Genomic DNA, 16,673 nt, shown 5'->3' on the forward strand with positions numbered 1-16,673 from the left:
CCCGGGCGGGCGGCTTTAAAATGCTTAGCTGAACAGCGAGTAGAAGATAGCGGAGATGGCAATCAGACCCATAATCACAACGAATACGTTGCTGATGTGGCCGCTGTATTTACGCATTGCCGGGACTTTCTGAATCGCGTACATCGGCATCAGGAACAGGATCATCGCGATAACCGGGCCGCCCAGGGTTTCAATCATACCCAGGATGCTTGGGTTCAGCGTAGCCACTGCCCAGGTCGTCACCAGCATGAACAGCGCGGTGATTTTGTTCAGTTTGCCGATTTCAATGCTCTTGCCTTTGCCGCGCAGAGATTTGATAACCATACCGTTGAAGCCTTCACGTGCGCCCAGGTAGTGGCCGAGGAAGGATTTGGTGATGGCAATCATCGCAATGATTGGCGCCATCCAGGCGATAACCGGTGCGTTAAAGTGGTTAGCCAGGTAAGACAGGATAGAGATGTTCTGCGCTTTTGCAGCCGCCAGGTCAGCCGGGCTCAGGCTCAGCACGCAGCTGAAGACGAAGAACATGACGGTCAGCACCATCATGATGTGTGCACGAGCCAGAATGCTGGAGCATTTTTTCTCAGCGCCTTCGCCGTACTCTTCACGCTTCGCTACCGCGAAGGAGGAGATGATCGGGGAGTGGTTGAAGGAGAACACCATCACCGGAATAGCCAGCCACAGGGTCATCCACAGGCCGCTGCCGGTTGCCGGCGTTGCGCTGAAGGACAGGGTTTCAAAAGCCGCACCGCTCCAGTTAGGAATCAGATACAGCGCCAGAACCATCAGAGCCGCAACAAACGGGAATACCAGGATGCTCATCGCCTTCACGATCATCTGCTCGCCGAAGCGCACGATAGTCATCATGCCGACAATCAGGATCAGAGAAAGAATCGCACGCGGTGGAGAAGCCATGCCCAACTGGTGGGTAATGAAGCTGTCTACGGTATTGGTGATTGCCACGCTGTAAACCAGCAGGATTGGGTAGATAGCGAAGAAGTACAGCAGGGTAATCAGCTTACCTGCGCCAACCCCAAAGTGCTCTTCTACAACTTCGGTGATGTCTTCGCCCGGGTTTTTACCGGACAGCACGAAGCGGGTCATACCGCGGTGTGCGAAGAAGGTCATTGGGAAAGCCAGAATCGCCATGATGAACAGCGGGATCAGGCCACCAACGCCGGCGTTGATTGGCAGGAACAGGACGCCTGCACCGATTGCCGTGCCGTACAGGCCCAGCATCCACATGGTGTCGGTCTTGCGCCATGCGCCTTTTTTCTCAGCAGAGACAATACTGCCGGTTTGAGTGGTTTCCATTTACATCTCCAAAGGAATGTTTCGTGCAATGTTGAAAAATTCGCCGTTAAAACGCTATCAAGGTCTTAACGGCTGAAACTAAATTCTGGCCGCGGGCATTTTTGTAGTAGTTGTGTCCCGTAACTATCGGCGGGCGGAAAGATACAGTTATGTCATCTATGTATCAGTGATCGCGATCCCAAATGCGATAATCCACCTTTGTTACGCAACAAATCCGCATAACAGTCTGTTCATATACATCTAAGTGATATTTATAGTCGCGAAGCCTATCACTAGCCGATGATGCAATAAATTAAACCCGACCAAATAACTCGGTTTTTGCCAGAGAAAGTACCTAAAACAGCGTTTTTTAACGAGTATTTGCATCAGGGCGTGATGTTTGTGCTTTTGAGTGTGAGCGCAATCGATTAAATGGCTTCGGGAAGGGGGAAAAAGAAGGGCGACCGCTGGCCGCCCTGGAAGGTTAACGCACGATTTCGTAGCAGGGGATGTAGGCGCTGCCCGGCAGCTTCATGCGGTGCTGGGCGACAAAGCCCTGCAGAAGAACGTCCATGCGCCTCATCATCTCCGGGTCACCGTGCAGCTTGTACGGGCCGTATTTCTCGATGGCGTGAATACCGGCTTCTTTGACGTTACCCGCCACGATACCCGAGAAGGCACGGCGCAGCGATGCCGCCAGTTTTTCCGCAGGCTGATCCGGATAGAGCTGCAGGTTAGCCATGTTTTCGTGGGTGGGTTCAAACGGCATTTGCAGGTCGGGCGAAATGCGAATGGACCAGTTGAAGCCGTAGGCATCGCCGGTTTCACGGCGGTTTTCTTTCACCTGAGGCATGGCTTTTTTCATCACGCGGGCGACTTCTGTCGCGTCATCGATGATGATTTTGTAGTGACGGCGCGCCTGCTCGCCCAGGGTGCTAACGATAAATTCATCCAGCACGCGGAAATAATCGGCGCTTTCTTTCGGCCCGGTGAGGATCAGTGGCAGAACCTGATCGTGGTTATGCGGATTCATCAGAATACCGAGCAGGTACAGCAGCTCTTCTGCGGTACCAACCCCGCCAGGGAAGATAATAATGCCGTGGGCAATACGGACAAATGCCTCAAGCCGTTTTTCAATATCCGGCATGATGATCAGTTCATTGACCAGCGGGTTAGGCGGCTCAGCGGCGATGATAGAGGGTTCCGTCAGGCCGATGAAGCGGCCTTCTTTGTAACGCTGCTGGGCGTGGCCCACGGCGGCACCTTTCATCGGTGCTTCCATCGCACCCGGCCCACAGCCGGTACAAATATTCAGCTCACGCAGCCCAAGCTGGGTGCCCACACGGCGAGCATAGAGGTATTCATTTTCGTTAATGGAGTGGCCGCCCCAGCAAACCACCAAGTTTGGCGCTTCACCGACGTGCAGCGCACGGGCATTTCGTAGAATAGAAAACACCATATTGGTGATATGAATAGAGTTTTCTTTATTTAAATGTTGGAAACGGCCTGCATTGTCGATTTGGCCGTTAACAAACAGAATATCGCGCAGGACGGCAAACAGGTTAGCCTGCAGTGCACGGATGATACGGCCGTCGACAAAGGCGTCTTCCGGGGGATTAATCAGTTCGAGTTTTACGCCACGTTCACGACGCAACACGTTGATGTCAAAGCTCTGATAGCGGGACAGCAGCTCTTTGCTGCTGTCGGTTTGACTGCCGGAATTAAGAACCGCCAGCGAGCAGTTACGAAACAGTTGGTAAAGGTCGCTGCTGGCGGTGCGTTTAAGCATATCGACTTCCAGCTGCGACAACATATCCATTGAGCCAAGCGGGCTAATATGTGTAATCAAGTGAACTCCTTACGGAACGAAAAGTGCCGTTCTCACAGATTACAATAGCCCTGGCTTATTCACTTTAACAACCCGTAAACCGCATTCACTTTTGGCGCTGCGAGCTATTTCGCAATTATTGGCGAGTCAGGCGGCCAAAAGCAGGATGGAAATCGGTATTGGTTCGCCACGGGTTAATGTCCAGGCCGCCGCGGCGCGTATAGCGTGCGTAGACGCTAAGCGTTTGTGGCCGGCAGAAGCGCTGCAGGTCATTAAAGATGCGCTCCACGCACTGCTCGTGAAACTCGTTGTGATGGCGGAAGGAAACCAGATAGCGAAGCAGCTTTTCACGGTCGATTTTCGGGCCGCGATAGCGAATTTGCACGGAACCCCAGTCTGGCTGATGGGTTATCAGGCAGTTGGACTTCAGCAAGTGGCTAACCAGCGTCTCTGCTACGATCTCATCGCCCGCGGCCTGCTGGAGGTAATCCGCGTTGAAGTCGTAGCTGTCGATAGCGATGTCCTGCTCGTCGATGCACTCGCCTCCAAAGGCGGCGATTTCCTGGCCTTCGAGCTCATGCAGGCGGAAAAGCACCACGCTAACGTCACCTTCGGCGCAGGCGCTCAGGTCGCGCTTCAGGGTTTCCTGGACGGTTTCCCAGTCGGCGAAGCGCGTCTGGTTAAAGCTGTTCAGGTAGAGCTTGAAGCTTTTTGATTCCACCAGATTCACGCTATTGGCATCCAGCTGCACATGGCCCACGGCGACCTGCGGCAGGCCGTTGTTGTTTAGCCAGGACAGTTCGTAAAGCGTCCAGATGTCACCGCCGCTGAACGGCAGGCTGTCGGCGTGAAGGCCAAGCGGGTCGCGATTCAGGCTGCGCGGTACGGCCTGCAGCAGCGATGGCTGGTATTGATCCTGATAAGCGGTTGGCTTACCCAGCGTCAGGCCACTTAGAGCCTGGTGATTTTCGTAGGACATGTTTCACCGAGATAAAGGTACAATTGGCTTTTATTGTACCCCAGCCTACGCGAGTGAGAAATTAATGAACGAAGTCGCCTTTGCCCTCAAAGAGTTTACCCGCCGTTTTTGCGATCGGTGGCAGGAAGAAACGGGAGGCTGGCCCGCCAGTGAAGCGTTATACGGCATTCCGTCCCCGTGTATTGTGACGACTACGGGCGGCGATGTGCGCTGGCAGCCACAGCCGTTTACGCCCGACGCCGATTTAAGCGCCGTGGAGCGAGCGTTGGATATTTCTCTCCAGCCTGCCGTCGAGGCGTTTTACACCACGCAGTTTGCCGGAGATATGCCCGCCGTGCACGGTAACACCGCGCTAACGCTGCTGCAGACATGGAGTGAGGACGATTTCGTGCGGGTGCAGGAGAACCTGATTGGTCACCTGGTGACGCAGAAGCGCCTGAAATTGTCGCCGACGTTGTTTTTAGCTACCACGGAAGATGAAATGGAAGTCGTTTCTCTGTGCAACTTGACGGGCGAAGTCGTGATTGAGAAAATCGGCACCCCGCAGCGCATCGTGCTTTCCGCTTCTCTCCCTGATTTCCTCCATGCCCTGACACCGCAGGTGGTTTAGCTTTTTTACCCAGAGTCTTGTGAGAGATCTCTTACATGCGTTGTGAGAGATCGCTACATTTAGCGACAGATGAAAGCGACTCTCATTTGCTGATGTTCATATAAAACAATGAGTTATTTTTATTTTCGGATAGTTCCGAATGAAAGTTTTTGCCCGTGACTCCGCTGCATCCCTTGTCACAAGCGGGTAAATAGAGGATTCTATATCCATCGACAGGACGTCGACGTAATGAAGGAGATATCAGGATGATGCCGCTTCATCACGAACAGGAACCCGCCGGGATGGCGTACAGGGAAGGCTTCATAGATGAAGCATGGATCACTCAGGAAGAGTAATGGACACCTCCAGGATGGAGAAAGAGAGCCGTAACAGGAGTACGGTGGGTCAGGAAGACTCAAGGAACTAGCGTCAGGGTGATGCAGGACACCATCAGGATGACGGTCGCAGGAAGCTTTAGCGATGGATTGTCGGTCAGGAGACCAGAGGACAAAGTTGTCACGGATGAGCAGGGAGCACGAAAAGTAGCCGGATTAGCTGCGAAACGAACCGGGAGCACTGTGTAAACAGTGCTCCCTTTTTTTATGCCTTTTTCACGCGCAGAGAAGAAGTGTTATTCTGTTCCGCTCTTTTTCACTGAAGTATGAGGTTTCCATGGAGCGCCAGAAGCTGGTTCGCCGCCATTTACTCACCCTTGAGCAGATCCTGCGCGATCACGCCCTCTGGCAGGGCCTGCCTCCGGATCCGTCGGCTTTTGAGAGCACGCAGCCTTTCTGCATGGATACGCTGCAGCCTCATGAATGGCTGCAATGGGTATTGATCCCCCGTATGAATGCGCTGCTGGACAGCCAGCATCCTTTGCCAAATGCGTTTGCCGTTGCGCCTTATTACGAAATGGCGCTGGATGCTACGCATGCGGTACGCGAACCCCTTCTCGCCGTGCTGTTTGAGCTGGACGCACTGTTTGAGGCGGAACAGGACTGATGCTGGAGATTATTTACCAGGATGAGTGGCTGGTTGCGGTAAACAAACCGTCCGGCTGGCTGGTGCACCGTAGCTGGCTGGACAGGCACGAAAAAGTCGTGGTGATGCAAACCGTTCGCGACCAGATTGGCCAGCATGTTTTTACCGTGCATCGCCTTGACCGGCCAACCTCTGGCGTACTGCTGATGGGGTTATCCAGCGAGGTTGGACGCCTGCTGTCGCAGCAGTTTGAGCAGCACCAGATGCAGAAGCGTTACCATGCCGTGGTGCGTGGCTGGCTCGAGGATGAAGCGGTGCTGGATTATCCGCTGGTGGAAGAGCTGGATAAAATCGCCGATAAGTTTAGCGACCAGGATAAAGCCCCGCAGCCTGCGGTGACGCATTATCGTGGCTTAGCGACGGTCGAGATGCCGGTGGCCGTAGGACGTTATACTACCGCTCGCTACAGCCTGGTGGAGCTTGAGCCAAAGACCGGCCGTAAACACCAGCTTCGTCGGCATTTGTCGCATCTTCGCCATCCCATTATTGGTGATTCCAAACACGGTGATTTGCGCCAGAACCGAGGCGCGGCGGAACATTTTGGCTGCGAGCGTCTGATGCTGCATGCCAGCCAGCTCTCGTTAAACCATCCGGTTACCGGAGAGCCGCTGACGATCCGGGCGGGACTGGATGACACCTGGATGCAAATGCTGACAAAATTTGGCTGGCGCGGCCAGCTGCCGGATGTTGAAAATATTGAGTTTGATCCGGCGAGCAGCCAGGATAAGCCTTGTCCCTAATTCTTAAGGAGTTACCGATGGCCGAAGTGGGTATTTTTGTAGGCACAATGTACGGCAACGCGCTGTTAGTGGCGGAAGAAGCCGAAACCATTCTTAAAAAACACGGCCATCAGGCAAAGGTGTTTGAAGATCCTGAACTGGCGGACTGGCAGTATTACCGCAACCATTATGCGCTGGTGGTGACGTCCACGACCGGGCAGGGCGATCTGCCGGACAGTATTGTCCCGTTGTTCCAGGCCATTAAAGATCGGCTGGGCTTCCAGCCTGAGCTACATTACGGACTGATTGCCCTGGGTGACAGCAACTACGACCATTTCTGCGGCGGGGGTAAGCAGTTTGATGCCATGCTTCAGGAGCAGGGGGCAACGCGGATTTCTGACGTGCTGACTATTGACGCCAACGACCACCCGGAGCCTGAAGTCATTTCTGGCCCGTGGGTTGAGCAGTGGGCGACTTTGCTGAAATGAGTGCAGGCAGGGCGGAAAAGCCATGCCTGGCCGCCCTGAAAAATCTTAATTAAGCGTTTGATCGTGCTCGCGACGGTAGGCGCCGGGAGAGGTGTTGAACCTTTTTCCGAACGTACGGGTAAAGGACTGCTGCGAATCAAAACCGTAGCGTACCGAGATATCGAGGATTTTATCCTCGGTATTTTTCAGATCTTCCGCCGCCAGCTGCAGCTTGCGTTCACGAATGTAGGCACCGAGGCTCTTCCCCGCCCAGTCTGAGAACATCCGCTGTAAGTACCACTTCGAGTAGCCGGACTGCCTGGCGACTTCTTCAATACGCAGCGGGCGCTGCATGTTGCCGTCGACCCACTCAAGCAGAGATTCCATAAAATCTTTAGGCATGGACATATCACCTCCTTCTACATCTTGATCGTTCGATGATTGATAAACCTATTCCCACCAGGAGTCGAAGACCTGGTGTGATTTGCTGACTGCCAGTATTTGCCCCATTTCCGGCGTTAGCAGCTGGTAGCCGCGGCCCGCGCTTGCGGCAGCGATGCGGCGGAAGGGCTCGTCCCAGCTATGGTTCGCCAGCGCAAATCGACCCGCATGTCCCGGCACCATCGTTTTAGCGCCCAGCTCATCCGTGGCCTGCGCCGCTTCTTCCGGCATCATGTGAATGTACTTCCAGCCTTCGTCGTACTGGCCGTTTTCCATAATGGCGAGATCGATATCGTTAAACTGTTCGCCAATTTGCTTAAAGTGGGGGCCATAGCCGGTGTCGCCGCTGTAATAAACTTTCCGCTGCGGGGTGACCAACATAAAGCTGGCCCACAGCGTTTTGTTGCCGGTTAAACCGCGGCCGGAGAAATGACGAGCCGGCAGAGCGTGGATCGTTAACTCGCTATCAATAGCCACTTTTTCCTGCCAGTCGAGTTCGTGGATGAGCGTTGGATCAAAGCCCCAGGCTTCAAAGTGCGCGCCAACGCCCAGCGGGGTGACGATCTGCTTAATTTTCGGTTTCAGCGCGCGTAATGTCGGGTAGTCCAGATGATCCCAGTGATCGTGAGAGATAATCAGGGTGTCGATTTCCGGCATATCCTCCGCTCGCCACGGATAGTCTCCGGCAAAGGCCTTGTTCAGAAAGGCGAACGGCGCGGCATAGTGGCTGAATACCGGATCGATAAGAATGCGTTTGCCACCGAGCTGGATAAACCAGGACGAGTGCCCGAGCCACACCACCAGATCCTGTTGCTTATCAAGCGCGGCCAGGTCGGTTTTGACCAGCGGCAGGGGACGATCGGGTTTTACCGTATCCGGCCGGGAGAAGAAGAAATCCCACAGCGCCGCCAGGCGACCTCGCTTGTCTGTCATCATTGGCGTGTCTTGCTGATTGTGGAATTTGCCGTCGCGGTACTGGGGCGATTGCTGGATGCGTTCGAGACGGCTGCCCTGCGGCAATTTGCCAAATTCAGTCATCGGGAACAGCGCAGCGCTAGTGGCAGTAAGGCCTAATAACATAATCACGACCATGAATTTTAGGGTTAACGAACGCTTGCCAGAATGCGCGGCAGCCATAAAGGATTCTCTTGGGATTTATGCGGGTAATATTGCTATTGAGTGAGTAAACACTCATTATAGGCAGGTAAGGTCAACCGTCAACAAAATTTACGGTATGATAAAGAACATGACGTTCAGCGATCGTTTCTATCCAGCGTTCGCTGAAATCCTATCCATACAGATAACTGGCTTGTGAGGAACCGTGGCTCGTCCAAAAAGTGAAGATAAACGATTAGCATTACTCGATGCGGCTACCGATGCGATTGCGGAGCTGGGATTAGGGGCGGCAACGTCTTTAATTGCCAGAAAGGCGGGCGTGGCCGAAGGGACGTTGTTCCGTTATTTCCCGACCAAAGACGAGTTGCTGAATGCAGTTTATCTTCATCATAAGCGAGATCTCGGCAGCGAGCTGATGAAGACTTATGACCGCCACGCGCCAAGTAAAGAGCGCTCAAGAACGGTGTGGGGAAACTATATCGACTGGGGGCTGGTGAACATTAACGCTCGTAAAGCGATGCGCCAGCTGGCCGTTTCCGGCAAGATCACGTCTGAAACGCTGGAGCAGGTTTACCAGGCGTATCCTGACCTGCGGGATTTGTCGAAGGAGTGCGTGACCAACGAGGCGTTGACCGGCATTGAATCGTCCTTTGCCGATGCTATTTTCTTCGGGCTGGCGGAAACCACGATGGAATTTGCCGGGCGTGAACCTTCGCGCAGGGAAGAGTACAAATCCGCCGGGTTTGACGTGATGTGGCGCGGCATGACCAAAGGCTAAGCCGCAGCACGTTTATCTCTACAGGCAAAGAGGGCGCTGAACATTTCCCCTTTGCCTTTAATGCCGCGTTCAAATCTGGTACTTCTTCGCCTCACGCGCAACGTTATCCATTTCGTCCAGCAGCTCCAGAATTTCAGGTTCCATCTCTTCCGGCGCGGTGCCGCTGCGTAATTCGTGTTCCAGCGTCTGACAGAGTTTTTTCATGCGCGGAACGCCGCTGTAGCTGCAGCTGCCGTGGAGCTTATGGACGATATCGATAAGTCCTTCGGGTTTGTCGCCAACCAGCTGTTCTTCCAGAATATTTCTCACTTCCGGCAAAAACTCCAGCAGCATTTCAAGCATCTCGCGGGCCAGATCGGCTTTGTTCGCGGCCTGATGCAGCGCCAGGTTCCAATCCAGCGTTTTATTGATGTTAATAGCCGGAGGTGCCGGTTCTTCCTGCTGGGCAGGAAGCAAGCCGATGTTGCCCGGATGGTAGCGCATCAGCAGGCGATGCAGCTTTTCCTCTTCAATCGGCTTGGCCAGATAGTCGTTCATGCCGGCGCTCATCAGCTTCTCTTTTTGCCCTGCCAGCGCGTGCGCGGTGACGGCTATCACCGGGGTTTGCTGATGATGTGGCAGCTGGCGTATCAGTTCGCAGGCACGAATTCCGTCCATTTCCGGCATTTGAATGTCCATTAAAATAATGTCGATATTCATCTGCCTGGCGCGTTCCAGCGCCTGTGAGCCGCTTTCGCACAGCACCACCTGCTGCACTCTGTCTTCCAGCAGGGCGCCTATCAGCTTCAGGTTTGCCGGGTTGTCATCCACCGCCATGACCGCCATCGGCAGCTTATCGTCCTGCTCAATAAACGGCAGCGTCAGATTCGCTTTAGGGCAGCTTTCTAGCAGCATTGGGAACAGACGCGTGGAGGTGATAGGTTTTAACAGACAGCCCGCCACGCCCTGGCGTTTAAGCTCCTCAGCGCCAACCTGAGTGTGGCAAGGCAGCGCCAGAATCAGGCAGTCCGCCATGGTCACCGCTTTGGCGAGCTTAGGGTTCGCCAGCGTGAGCGTTTCCGTAAAGGTGACGGGAATACCGCACAGCAGGATATCAAAATGCTCGTCTGGCAGCCCGGACAGCGACGGGCTGTGGACCACTTCCAGCGGGGTGTTCTGCAACAAATTCAGCGTACTCTGCGCGGCGGTGCCGTTTGGTTCAACGTAACCCAGGCGCTTGCCCGCCAGTTTGTCCATCGCCTGCCTGTCGTTGACGGCATTCGAGTTCAGGTCGAGGCTGATGTGAAACCAGAAGGTTGAGCCACGATGAGGTTTGCTGTGGAAGGAGATATCGCCGCCCATCTCATTGACCAGTTTCTGGGTGATAACCAACCCAAGGCCCGTACCGCCGTGGCGGCGCGAGATACTTGCATCTGCCTGGCGAAAAGCCTGGAAGAGCCGCGACTGCTCCTGTTCAGGAATGCCGATTCCGGTATCGTGGATCTGCATTTCAATCTGAACTTTGTTATTCCCTTCCGCGCGTTTTTCCACCAGCAGGTCGATGTTGCCAGTTTCGGTAAACTTAATGGCGTTGCCCACCAGGTTAGTGACGACCTGCTGCAGGCGCAGAGGATCGCCTATCACGTTGTCCGGCACGTCATTTTTGATGTTGAGCGTCAGCTCAAGGCCCTTGTCATGGGCAGAATGTGCCAGCAACGTGACTACTTCATCCAGCGTATTGCGCAGCGGGAACGGAATGGACTCCAGCATCAGCTTGCCCGCTTCCAGCTTGGAGAAGTCCAGCACGTCGTTAATGATAGTGAGTAAGTTATTGGCCGAACGTTCAATCGTATAGAGATGGTCGCGCTGGGTGGGATTCAAGTCCGTTTTTAACGTCAGACGGGTGAAGCCGATAACCCCGTTAAGCGGCGTACGCAGCTCATGGGACATGTTTGCCAGAAATTCGGATTTAATACGGGCGGCTTCCTGCGCACGTTTCTTGGCAAGATCGAGCTCCACGTTCTGAATTTCCATCTGCTCGAGGGTTTCGCGCAGGTCGGATGTGGCCTGATCAACGTTGTGCTGCATCTCTTCGTGGTAGGCGGTCAGCGACATTGCCATTGAGTTAATGCCGTTTTTCAGCATATCCAGTTCGCCGAGCATAAATCCTTCCACCCGGCTATCCAGCTGCCCACGGCGGATGCGGTCAACGGTATTCACCATGTTGCGAATCGGCCCGGTCACGTCGCGCATCAGGCGGTAGGCAAACAGCATCGCGATCCCGATGCAGAACAGCATCATCAGCGTGGAAATAAAGATCTCGCGGTACTGTTGAAGCCGAACCGACTTGAGATCCAGCTCCATGGCTACATAGCCAAGCGTGCTGTTGCTCTGCTTAACGCTGGTTTCAGCAGATTCATCCGGCGAATATCTTTCGGAAATAATCGGCATCCGCAGGATCATCACGTCGCCGGCCCGGTTTACGGTGAGATCGGTCGGCAGCTTTGCCCCATCGGGCAGCTTCAGGCGAACGGCGTTATGCTGAAAATTAGAGGTAACGAACAGCTTATTGCTTTCATCGTAAATAGAGATGCCGCGCACGATGTCCGAATGGCGTCGGTGCAGCACGCTGACCAGTTGGCGAATCGACTCCCGGCTATGGAAGTTCATTCCATACTCGCTGGAAACCGCCAGCGGTTCGATAATGCTGGCGCCCGCATCCTCCAGCTGGCGCTGTAAGTCATTGTAACGGTGGACAACGAAAAAGATGCTGAGCAGCAAACCGACCAAAAGCGTCGGGGCCAGAATCAGGATCATCATGCGTGCGCGCAGGCTGTAGTTGGTCATGGGGTTCCGATATGGGACAATAAAAGCAACAGTGACATTCGAGAACATATCTACTTACATCATGGCGCAATTCTACTCTGCAAAGCGACGCGATACGAATCGTGAATTACTTACCGTGACCGTAACCGACCTTGACCCGTTCGGTCAGGGCGTTGCACGTCACAAAGGCAAGGCGCTGTTTATTCGTGGCGCGTTGCCGGGCGAACAGGTCGAGGTTCGCATTACTGAAGATAAGCGTAGCTACGCTCAGGCAGAGGTAAAGCGCCGTTTAAACGACAGCCCTGAGCGCGTAAAACCTCGCTGCCCGCATTTTGGCGTCTGCGGGGGGTGCCAGCAGCAGCACGTTAGCGTGGCGCTGCAGCAGGAGGCGAAGTCAAAAGCGCTTGGGCGCATGATGGGCGAGCGCGAACAGCCGCGCCTGGTGGACGACATTATTTCTGCTGATTCATGGGGATACCGCCGTCGCGCACGGCTGGGGTTGAATTATCAGCCCCGTACGCAAACCCTACAGATGGGCTTTCGTAAGGCGAGCGACAAGGCGCTGGTGGATATTCACCATTGCCCCGTGCTGGCGCCCCGGCTTGAAGCATTACTTGAACCTTTACGCCTGTGCTTGTCTGAATTAAGTATCGTCAACCGTCTTGGGCACGTGGAGCTGGTTCTGGCCGACGGCGGGCCGCTGATGGTGCTGCGGCATTTGGCCCCGCTCAGTCAGGGTGACCGGCAAAAACTGGAACGGTTTTCGCATTCCCATGAGGTGGCATTGTTCCTCGCCCCGGACAGCGACAGCCTGGAATCGCTGGCGGAGGACGAGCCCTGGTATCATTCAGACGGGCTACGCTTAACCTTTAGCCCACGAGATTTCATCCAGGTGAATGATGCGGTGAACCAGCAAATGGTGGCCAGAGCTATCGAGTGGTTGGAGGTGCAGCCTGAGGATCGGGTGCTAGATTTGTTCTGCGGAATGGGGAATTTTACCCTGCCGTTGGCAAAACGAGCCGCCGCGGTGGTGGGCGTTGAAGGCGTTGCTGCGCTGGTAGCGAAAGGTGAATATAATGCTCAGCGTAATTCGCTGAAAAACGTCACATTCTTCCATGAAAACCTGGAAGATGACGTGACGCGTCAGCCGTGGGCGCAGCAAGGATTTACTAAAATATTGCTCGACCCGGCGCGGGCCGGTGCGGCGGGCGTTATGCAGCACGTCATCAAGCTGGCGCCGAGCCGCGTGGTGTACGTTTCCTGTAACCCGACCACGCTGGCACGCGACAGCGAAGCGTTGCTGGCCGCCGGGTACCACATTAAACGACTGGCCATGCTCGATATGTTCCCCCACACCGGGCATCTGGAGTCTATGGCGCTCTTTGAGCGTAATTAAAAGGGTTAATCAGGCGCATTGGCCTGAGTGTTAGCCCGACAGGAGAGGATAATGGTTGCGGTAAGAAGTGCACATATCAACAAAGCTGGCGAATTTGCGCCCGAAAAATGGATTGCAAGCCTCGGGATTTCCAACCAGCAGTCGTGTGAACGCTTAGCCGAAACCTGGGCGTATTGTGAACGCCAGACCAAAGGACATCCCGACGCCGAGCTGCTGTTGTGGCGTGGCGTGGAGATGGTCGAAATCCTCTCGATGCTGAGTATGGACAACGATACGCTGCGCGCCTCGCTGCTGTTCCCGCTGGCGGACGCGGGCGTGGTCAGTGAAGAAGTGATGCTGGAAAGCGTCGGCAAACAGGTGGTTACCCTGATTCACGGCGTGCGTGACATGGACGCTATTCGCCACCTTAAAGCGACCCACAACGACTCCGTTTCTTCCGACCAGGTGGACAACGTTCGCCGGATGCTGCTGGCGATGGTGGACGACTTCCGCTGCGTGGTCATTAAGCTTGCGGAACGTATCGCCCATCTGCGCGAAGTGAAAGACGCGCCGGAAGATGAGCGCGTGCTGGCTGCGAAAGAATGTACCAATATCTATGCGCCGCTGGCGAACCGCCTGGGCATTGGCCAGCTTAAGTGGGAGCTGGAAGATTACTGCTTCCGCTACCTGCACCCGGAAGAATACAAGCGTATAGCGAAGCTGCTGCACGAGCGCCGTATCGATCGCGAGCAGTACATCGACGATTTTGTCGGCACGCTGCGCTCTTCGATGAAAGAAGAGGGCGTAAAGGCTGAAGTTTATGGCCGACCAAAACATATCTACAGCATTTGGCGCAAGATGCAGAAAAAGCATCTCGCGTTTGACGAACTGTTTGACGTGCGCGCCGTGCGCATCGTCGCCGAGCGCCTGCAGGACTGCTACGCGGCGCTGGGGATAGTCCACACTCACTTCCGCCACCTGCCGGATGAGTTTGACGACTATGTCGCAAACCCTAAACCGAATGGCTACCAGTCCATTCACACCGTGGTGCTCGGCCCGAACGGCAAAACCATAGAGATACAGATCCGCACCAGGCAGATGCATGAAGATTCCGAGCTGGGCGTGGCCGCGCACTGGAAGTACAAAGAGGGCAATGCGCGCAGCGGCAGCTCAGGTCATGAAGACCGCATTGCGTGGCTGCGCAAGCTTATCGCCTGGCAGGAAGAGATGTCCGACTCCGGCGAGATGCTCGACGAAGTCCGCAGCCAGGTCTTTGACGACCGGGTGTACGTGTTTACGCCGAAGGGGGATGTTGTTGACCTGCCGGCCGGCTCGACGCCGCTGGACTTCGCCTACCACATCCACAGCGATGTCGGGCATCGCTGCATCGGGGCGAAAATCGGCGGGCGCATCGTGCCGTTCACCTACCAGCTGCAGATGGGCGACCAGATTGAAGTCATTACCCAGAAACAGCCAAACCCGAGCCGCGACTGGCTGAACCCAAACCTGGGATACATCACGACCAGCCGCGGGCGCGCGAAGATCCATAACTGGTTCCGCAAGCAGGATCGGGACAAGAACATTCTTGCCGGTCGCCAGATCCTGGACGACGAAATTGAGCATCTGGGGATCAGCCTGAAAGAGGCTGAGAAAACGCTGCTGCCGCGCTACAACTTCAACGAAATTGAAGAGCTGCTGGCGGCCATCGGCGGGGGGGATATCCGCCTCAATCAGATGAGCAACTACCTGCAGGCGCAGTTTAATAAGCCGAGCGCAGAAGAACAGGATGCCGCCGCGCTGCGTCAGCTGACGCAAAAAACCTATGCCCCGCCGCAGTCGCGCAGCAAAGACAATGGCCGCGTCGTTGTGGAGGGCGTAGGAAATCTTATGCACCACATCGCCCGCTGCTGTCAGCCGATTCCGGGAGATGAAATCGTCGGCTTCATCACCCAGGGGCGAGGGATCTCGATTCACAGTGCGGACTGTGACCAGCTTGCAGAGCTGCAGTCTCATGCGCCGGAACGTATCGTTGATGCCGTTTGGGGGGAAAGCTACTCCAGCGGCTATTCGCTGGTGGTGCGCGTGACGGCGAACGATCGCAGCGGTCTGCTACGCGACATCACGACGATTCTGGCGAACGAAAAGGTTAACGTGCTTGGCGTTGCCAGCCGAAGCGACACGAAGCAGCAGCTGGCCACTATCGATATGACCATTGAGATCTACAACCTGCAGGTGCTTGGCCGCGTGCTGGGCAAGCTGAATCAGGTGCCGGATATTATCGACGCTCGCAGGCTGCACGGCTAATTTATTGCCCCTCACTCCTGAGAACGATTCTACTCGATCCAGTTCCCTCTCCCTTTTAGGGAGAGGGTTAGGGTGAGGGTAAAAAAACAAGGAATAACAATGACTCAAATCGACCGCCTGCTCGGGATCATGCAACGCCTGCGCGATCCTGAAAATGGCTGCCCGTGGGATCGCGAACAAACCTTTGCCACCATCGCCCCTTACACTCTCGAAGAAACTTATGAAGTGCTCGATGCCATTAACCGCGAAGATTTTGACGATCTGCGCGGTGAGCTGGGCGATCTTCTATTCCAGGTGGTTTTTTACGCACAGATGGGGCAGGAAGAAGGGCGCTTTAATTTTGAGGATATCTGTCGGGGCATCAGCGACAAGCTTGAGCGTCGCCACCCGCATATCTTTGCTGACGGAGACGCCACGACCAGCGGTGAAGTGCTGGCGAAGTGGGAGCAAATCAAAATTGAAGAGCGCGCGCAGAAGGCACAACACTCTGCACTCGACGATATCCCCGAGGCGCTGCCCGCGCTGATGCGGGCGCAAAAAATCCAGAAACGCTGCTCAAACGTCGGCTTCGACTGGAAGACGCTTGGCCCGGTGCTGGATAAAGTGCACGAAGAAATTGACGAAGTGATGTTTGAAGCCCAGCAGGCCGTGGTGGATGAGGCAAAACTGGAAGAAGAAGTGGGCGATTTATTGTTCGCTACCGTCAATCTGGCTCGTCATCTGGGCACCAAAGCCGAGGTCGCTTTACAAAAAGCGAACCGAAAATTTGAGGCCCGTTTCCGAAAAGTGGAAGCGATTGTTGCCGCTCAGGGGCTGACCATGGAGCAGGCGGGGCTGGAGATTATGGAAAAGGCCTGGCAGGAAGTGAAACGCCAGGAAACTGATATCTAAAGCGTTTTTGCTATCAAGTGCGCTTTATGGCGCTTTTTATTTAACAA

At 54.9% G+C, this 16,673-nt stretch carries 14 protein-coding genes; 8 read left to right on the forward strand and 6 right to left on the reverse strand.

Annotated features, from left to right (window positions below):
* Positions 1-24: 24 nt before the first annotated feature.
* The 3 genes from ACE38U_RS13085 to queF all read right to left on the reverse strand — a co-directional run bounded on the left by ACE38U_RS13085 (position 25) and on the right by queF (position 4,100).
* Entirely contained in the window at positions 25-1,314 is a 1,290-nt protein-coding gene (locus ACE38U_RS13085) for an HAAAP family serine/threonine permease (protein ID WP_038479347.1), read from the reverse strand.
* 463 nt (positions 1,315-1,777) lie between these two features.
* Positions 1,778-3,142 (reverse strand): nucleotide 5'-monophosphate nucleosidase PpnN, encoded by a 1,365-nt coding sequence (gene ppnN / locus ACE38U_RS13090; RefSeq protein WP_038479350.1) that lies wholly within the window; start codon positions 3,140-3,142, stop codon positions 1,778-1,780.
* A gap of 115 nt (positions 3,143-3,257) precedes the next feature.
* Positions 3,258-4,100: an NADPH-dependent 7-cyano-7-deazaguanine reductase QueF gene (gene queF / locus ACE38U_RS13095; protein ID WP_375529887.1), complete on the reverse strand. Its 843-nt coding sequence runs from the start codon at positions 4,098-4,100 to the stop codon at positions 3,258-3,260.
* A 64-nt stretch (positions 4,101-4,164) separates the two neighbouring features.
* On the opposite strand from queF, the gene syd reads away from it, so the two are divergent.
* From syd to ACE38U_RS13115, 4 genes are all read left to right on the forward strand, one after another.
* Complete coding sequence (syd, locus tag ACE38U_RS13100) at positions 4,165-4,710, forward strand: SecY-interacting protein (protein ID WP_375529888.1); 546 nt, start codon at positions 4,165-4,167, stop codon at positions 4,708-4,710.
* Between the two features lie 651 nt (positions 4,711-5,361).
* Complete coding sequence (locus ACE38U_RS13105; RefSeq protein ID WP_038479359.1) at positions 5,362-5,691, forward strand: YqcC family protein; 330 nt, start codon at positions 5,362-5,364, stop codon at positions 5,689-5,691.
* Complete coding sequence (truC, locus tag ACE38U_RS13110) at positions 5,691-6,470, forward strand: tRNA pseudouridine(65) synthase TruC (protein WP_375529889.1); 780 nt, start codon at positions 5,691-5,693, stop codon at positions 6,468-6,470. The genes ACE38U_RS13105 and truC overlap by 1 nt, the downstream gene beginning before the upstream one ends.
* 17 nt (positions 6,471-6,487) lie before the next feature.
* Positions 6,488-6,937, forward strand: coding sequence for a flavodoxin (locus tag ACE38U_RS13115; RefSeq protein ID WP_375529953.1), 450 nt, complete (start codon positions 6,488-6,490; stop codon positions 6,935-6,937).
* Positions 6,938-6,982: 45 nt separating this feature from the next.
* Here ACE38U_RS13115 and ACE38U_RS13120 read toward each other — a convergent pair whose 3' ends face one another.
* Both ACE38U_RS13120 and ACE38U_RS13125 read right to left on the reverse strand, forming a co-directional pair.
* On the reverse strand, positions 6,983-7,324 hold the full coding sequence (locus ACE38U_RS13120; protein WP_038479370.1) for a helix-turn-helix domain-containing protein: 342 nt from the start codon (positions 7,322-7,324) through the stop codon (positions 6,983-6,985).
* Positions 7,325-7,366: 42 nt separating this feature from the next.
* Entirely contained in the window at positions 7,367-8,494 is a 1,128-nt protein-coding gene (locus ACE38U_RS13125) for an MBL fold metallo-hydrolase (protein WP_052049010.1), read from the reverse strand.
* 184 nt (positions 8,495-8,678) lie between these two features.
* On the opposite strand from ACE38U_RS13125, the gene ACE38U_RS13130 reads away from it, so the two are divergent.
* Complete coding sequence (locus ACE38U_RS13130; protein WP_038479373.1) at positions 8,679-9,251, forward strand: TetR/AcrR family transcriptional regulator; 573 nt, start codon at positions 8,679-8,681, stop codon at positions 9,249-9,251.
* A 69-nt stretch (positions 9,252-9,320) separates the two neighbouring features.
* On the opposite strand, the gene barA is transcribed toward ACE38U_RS13130, so the two are convergent.
* Positions 9,321-12,077, reverse strand: coding sequence for a two-component sensor histidine kinase BarA (gene barA, locus ACE38U_RS13135; protein WP_038479376.1), 2,757 nt, complete (start codon positions 12,075-12,077; stop codon positions 9,321-9,323).
* A gap of 61 nt (positions 12,078-12,138) precedes the next feature.
* Here barA and rlmD point away from each other — a divergent pair, with 61 nt between their 5' ends.
* The 3 genes from rlmD (at position 12,139) to mazG (ending at position 16,626) form a co-directional block, all read left to right on the forward strand.
* Positions 12,139-13,452 carry a 23S rRNA (uracil(1939)-C(5))-methyltransferase RlmD gene (rlmD, locus tag ACE38U_RS13140; RefSeq protein WP_176981202.1) on the forward strand — a complete coding sequence of 438 codons (1,314 nt, stop codon included), beginning with the start codon at positions 12,139-12,141 and terminating at the stop codon, positions 13,450-13,452.
* 51 nt (positions 13,453-13,503) lie between these two features.
* Positions 13,504-15,735, forward strand: a complete 2,232-nt coding sequence (gene relA / locus ACE38U_RS13145; RefSeq protein ID WP_038479382.1) for a GTP diphosphokinase — start codon at positions 13,504-13,506, stop codon at positions 15,733-15,735.
* 99 nt (positions 15,736-15,834) lie between these two features.
* Positions 15,835-16,626: a nucleoside triphosphate pyrophosphohydrolase gene (gene mazG / locus ACE38U_RS13150; protein ID WP_038479385.1), complete on the forward strand. Its 792-nt coding sequence runs from the start codon at positions 15,835-15,837 to the stop codon at positions 16,624-16,626.
* The last annotated feature ends 47 nt before the right edge of the window (positions 16,627-16,673 follow it).

This window comes from Cedecea selenatireducens (genome assembly GCF_042138895.1).
GTDB lineage: Bacteria > Pseudomonadota > Gammaproteobacteria > Enterobacterales > Enterobacteriaceae > Cedecea > Cedecea selenatireducens.

Excerpts from the sequence above, each read along its gene's own strand:
- ACE38U_RS13085 (WP_038479347.1), bottom strand. The coding sequence starts at position 1,314 with ATGGAAACCACTCAAACCGGCAGTATTGTCTCTGCTGAGAAAAAAGGC.
- queF (WP_375529887.1), bottom strand. The coding sequence starts at position 4,100 with ATGTCCTACGAAAATCACCAGGCTCTAAGTGGCCTGACGCTGGGTAAG.
- syd (WP_375529888.1), top strand. The coding sequence starts at position 4,165 with ATGAACGAAGTCGCCTTTGCCCTCAAAGAGTTTACCCGCCGTTTTTGC.
- ACE38U_RS13105 (WP_038479359.1), top strand. The coding sequence starts at position 5,362 with ATGGAGCGCCAGAAGCTGGTTCGCCGCCATTTACTCACCCTTGAGCAG.
- truC (WP_375529889.1), top strand. The coding sequence starts at position 5,691 with ATGCTGGAGATTATTTACCAGGATGAGTGGCTGGTTGCGGTAAACAAA.
- ACE38U_RS13115 (WP_375529953.1), top strand. The coding sequence starts at position 6,488 with ATGGCCGAAGTGGGTATTTTTGTAGGCACAATGTACGGCAACGCGCTG.
- ACE38U_RS13120 (WP_038479370.1), bottom strand. The coding sequence starts at position 7,324 with ATGTCCATGCCTAAAGATTTTATGGAATCTCTGCTTGAGTGGGTCGAC.
- ACE38U_RS13125 (WP_052049010.1), bottom strand. The coding sequence starts at position 8,494 with ATGGCTGCCGCGCATTCTGGCAAGCGTTCGTTAACCCTAAAATTCATG.
- barA (WP_038479376.1), bottom strand. The coding sequence starts at position 12,077 with ATGACCAACTACAGCCTGCGCGCACGCATGATGATCCTGATTCTGGCC.
- rlmD (WP_176981202.1), top strand. The coding sequence starts at position 12,139 with ATGGCGCAATTCTACTCTGCAAAGCGACGCGATACGAATCGTGAATTA.
- relA (WP_038479382.1), top strand. The coding sequence starts at position 13,504 with ATGGTTGCGGTAAGAAGTGCACATATCAACAAAGCTGGCGAATTTGCG.
- mazG (WP_038479385.1), top strand. The coding sequence starts at position 15,835 with ATGACTCAAATCGACCGCCTGCTCGGGATCATGCAACGCCTGCGCGAT.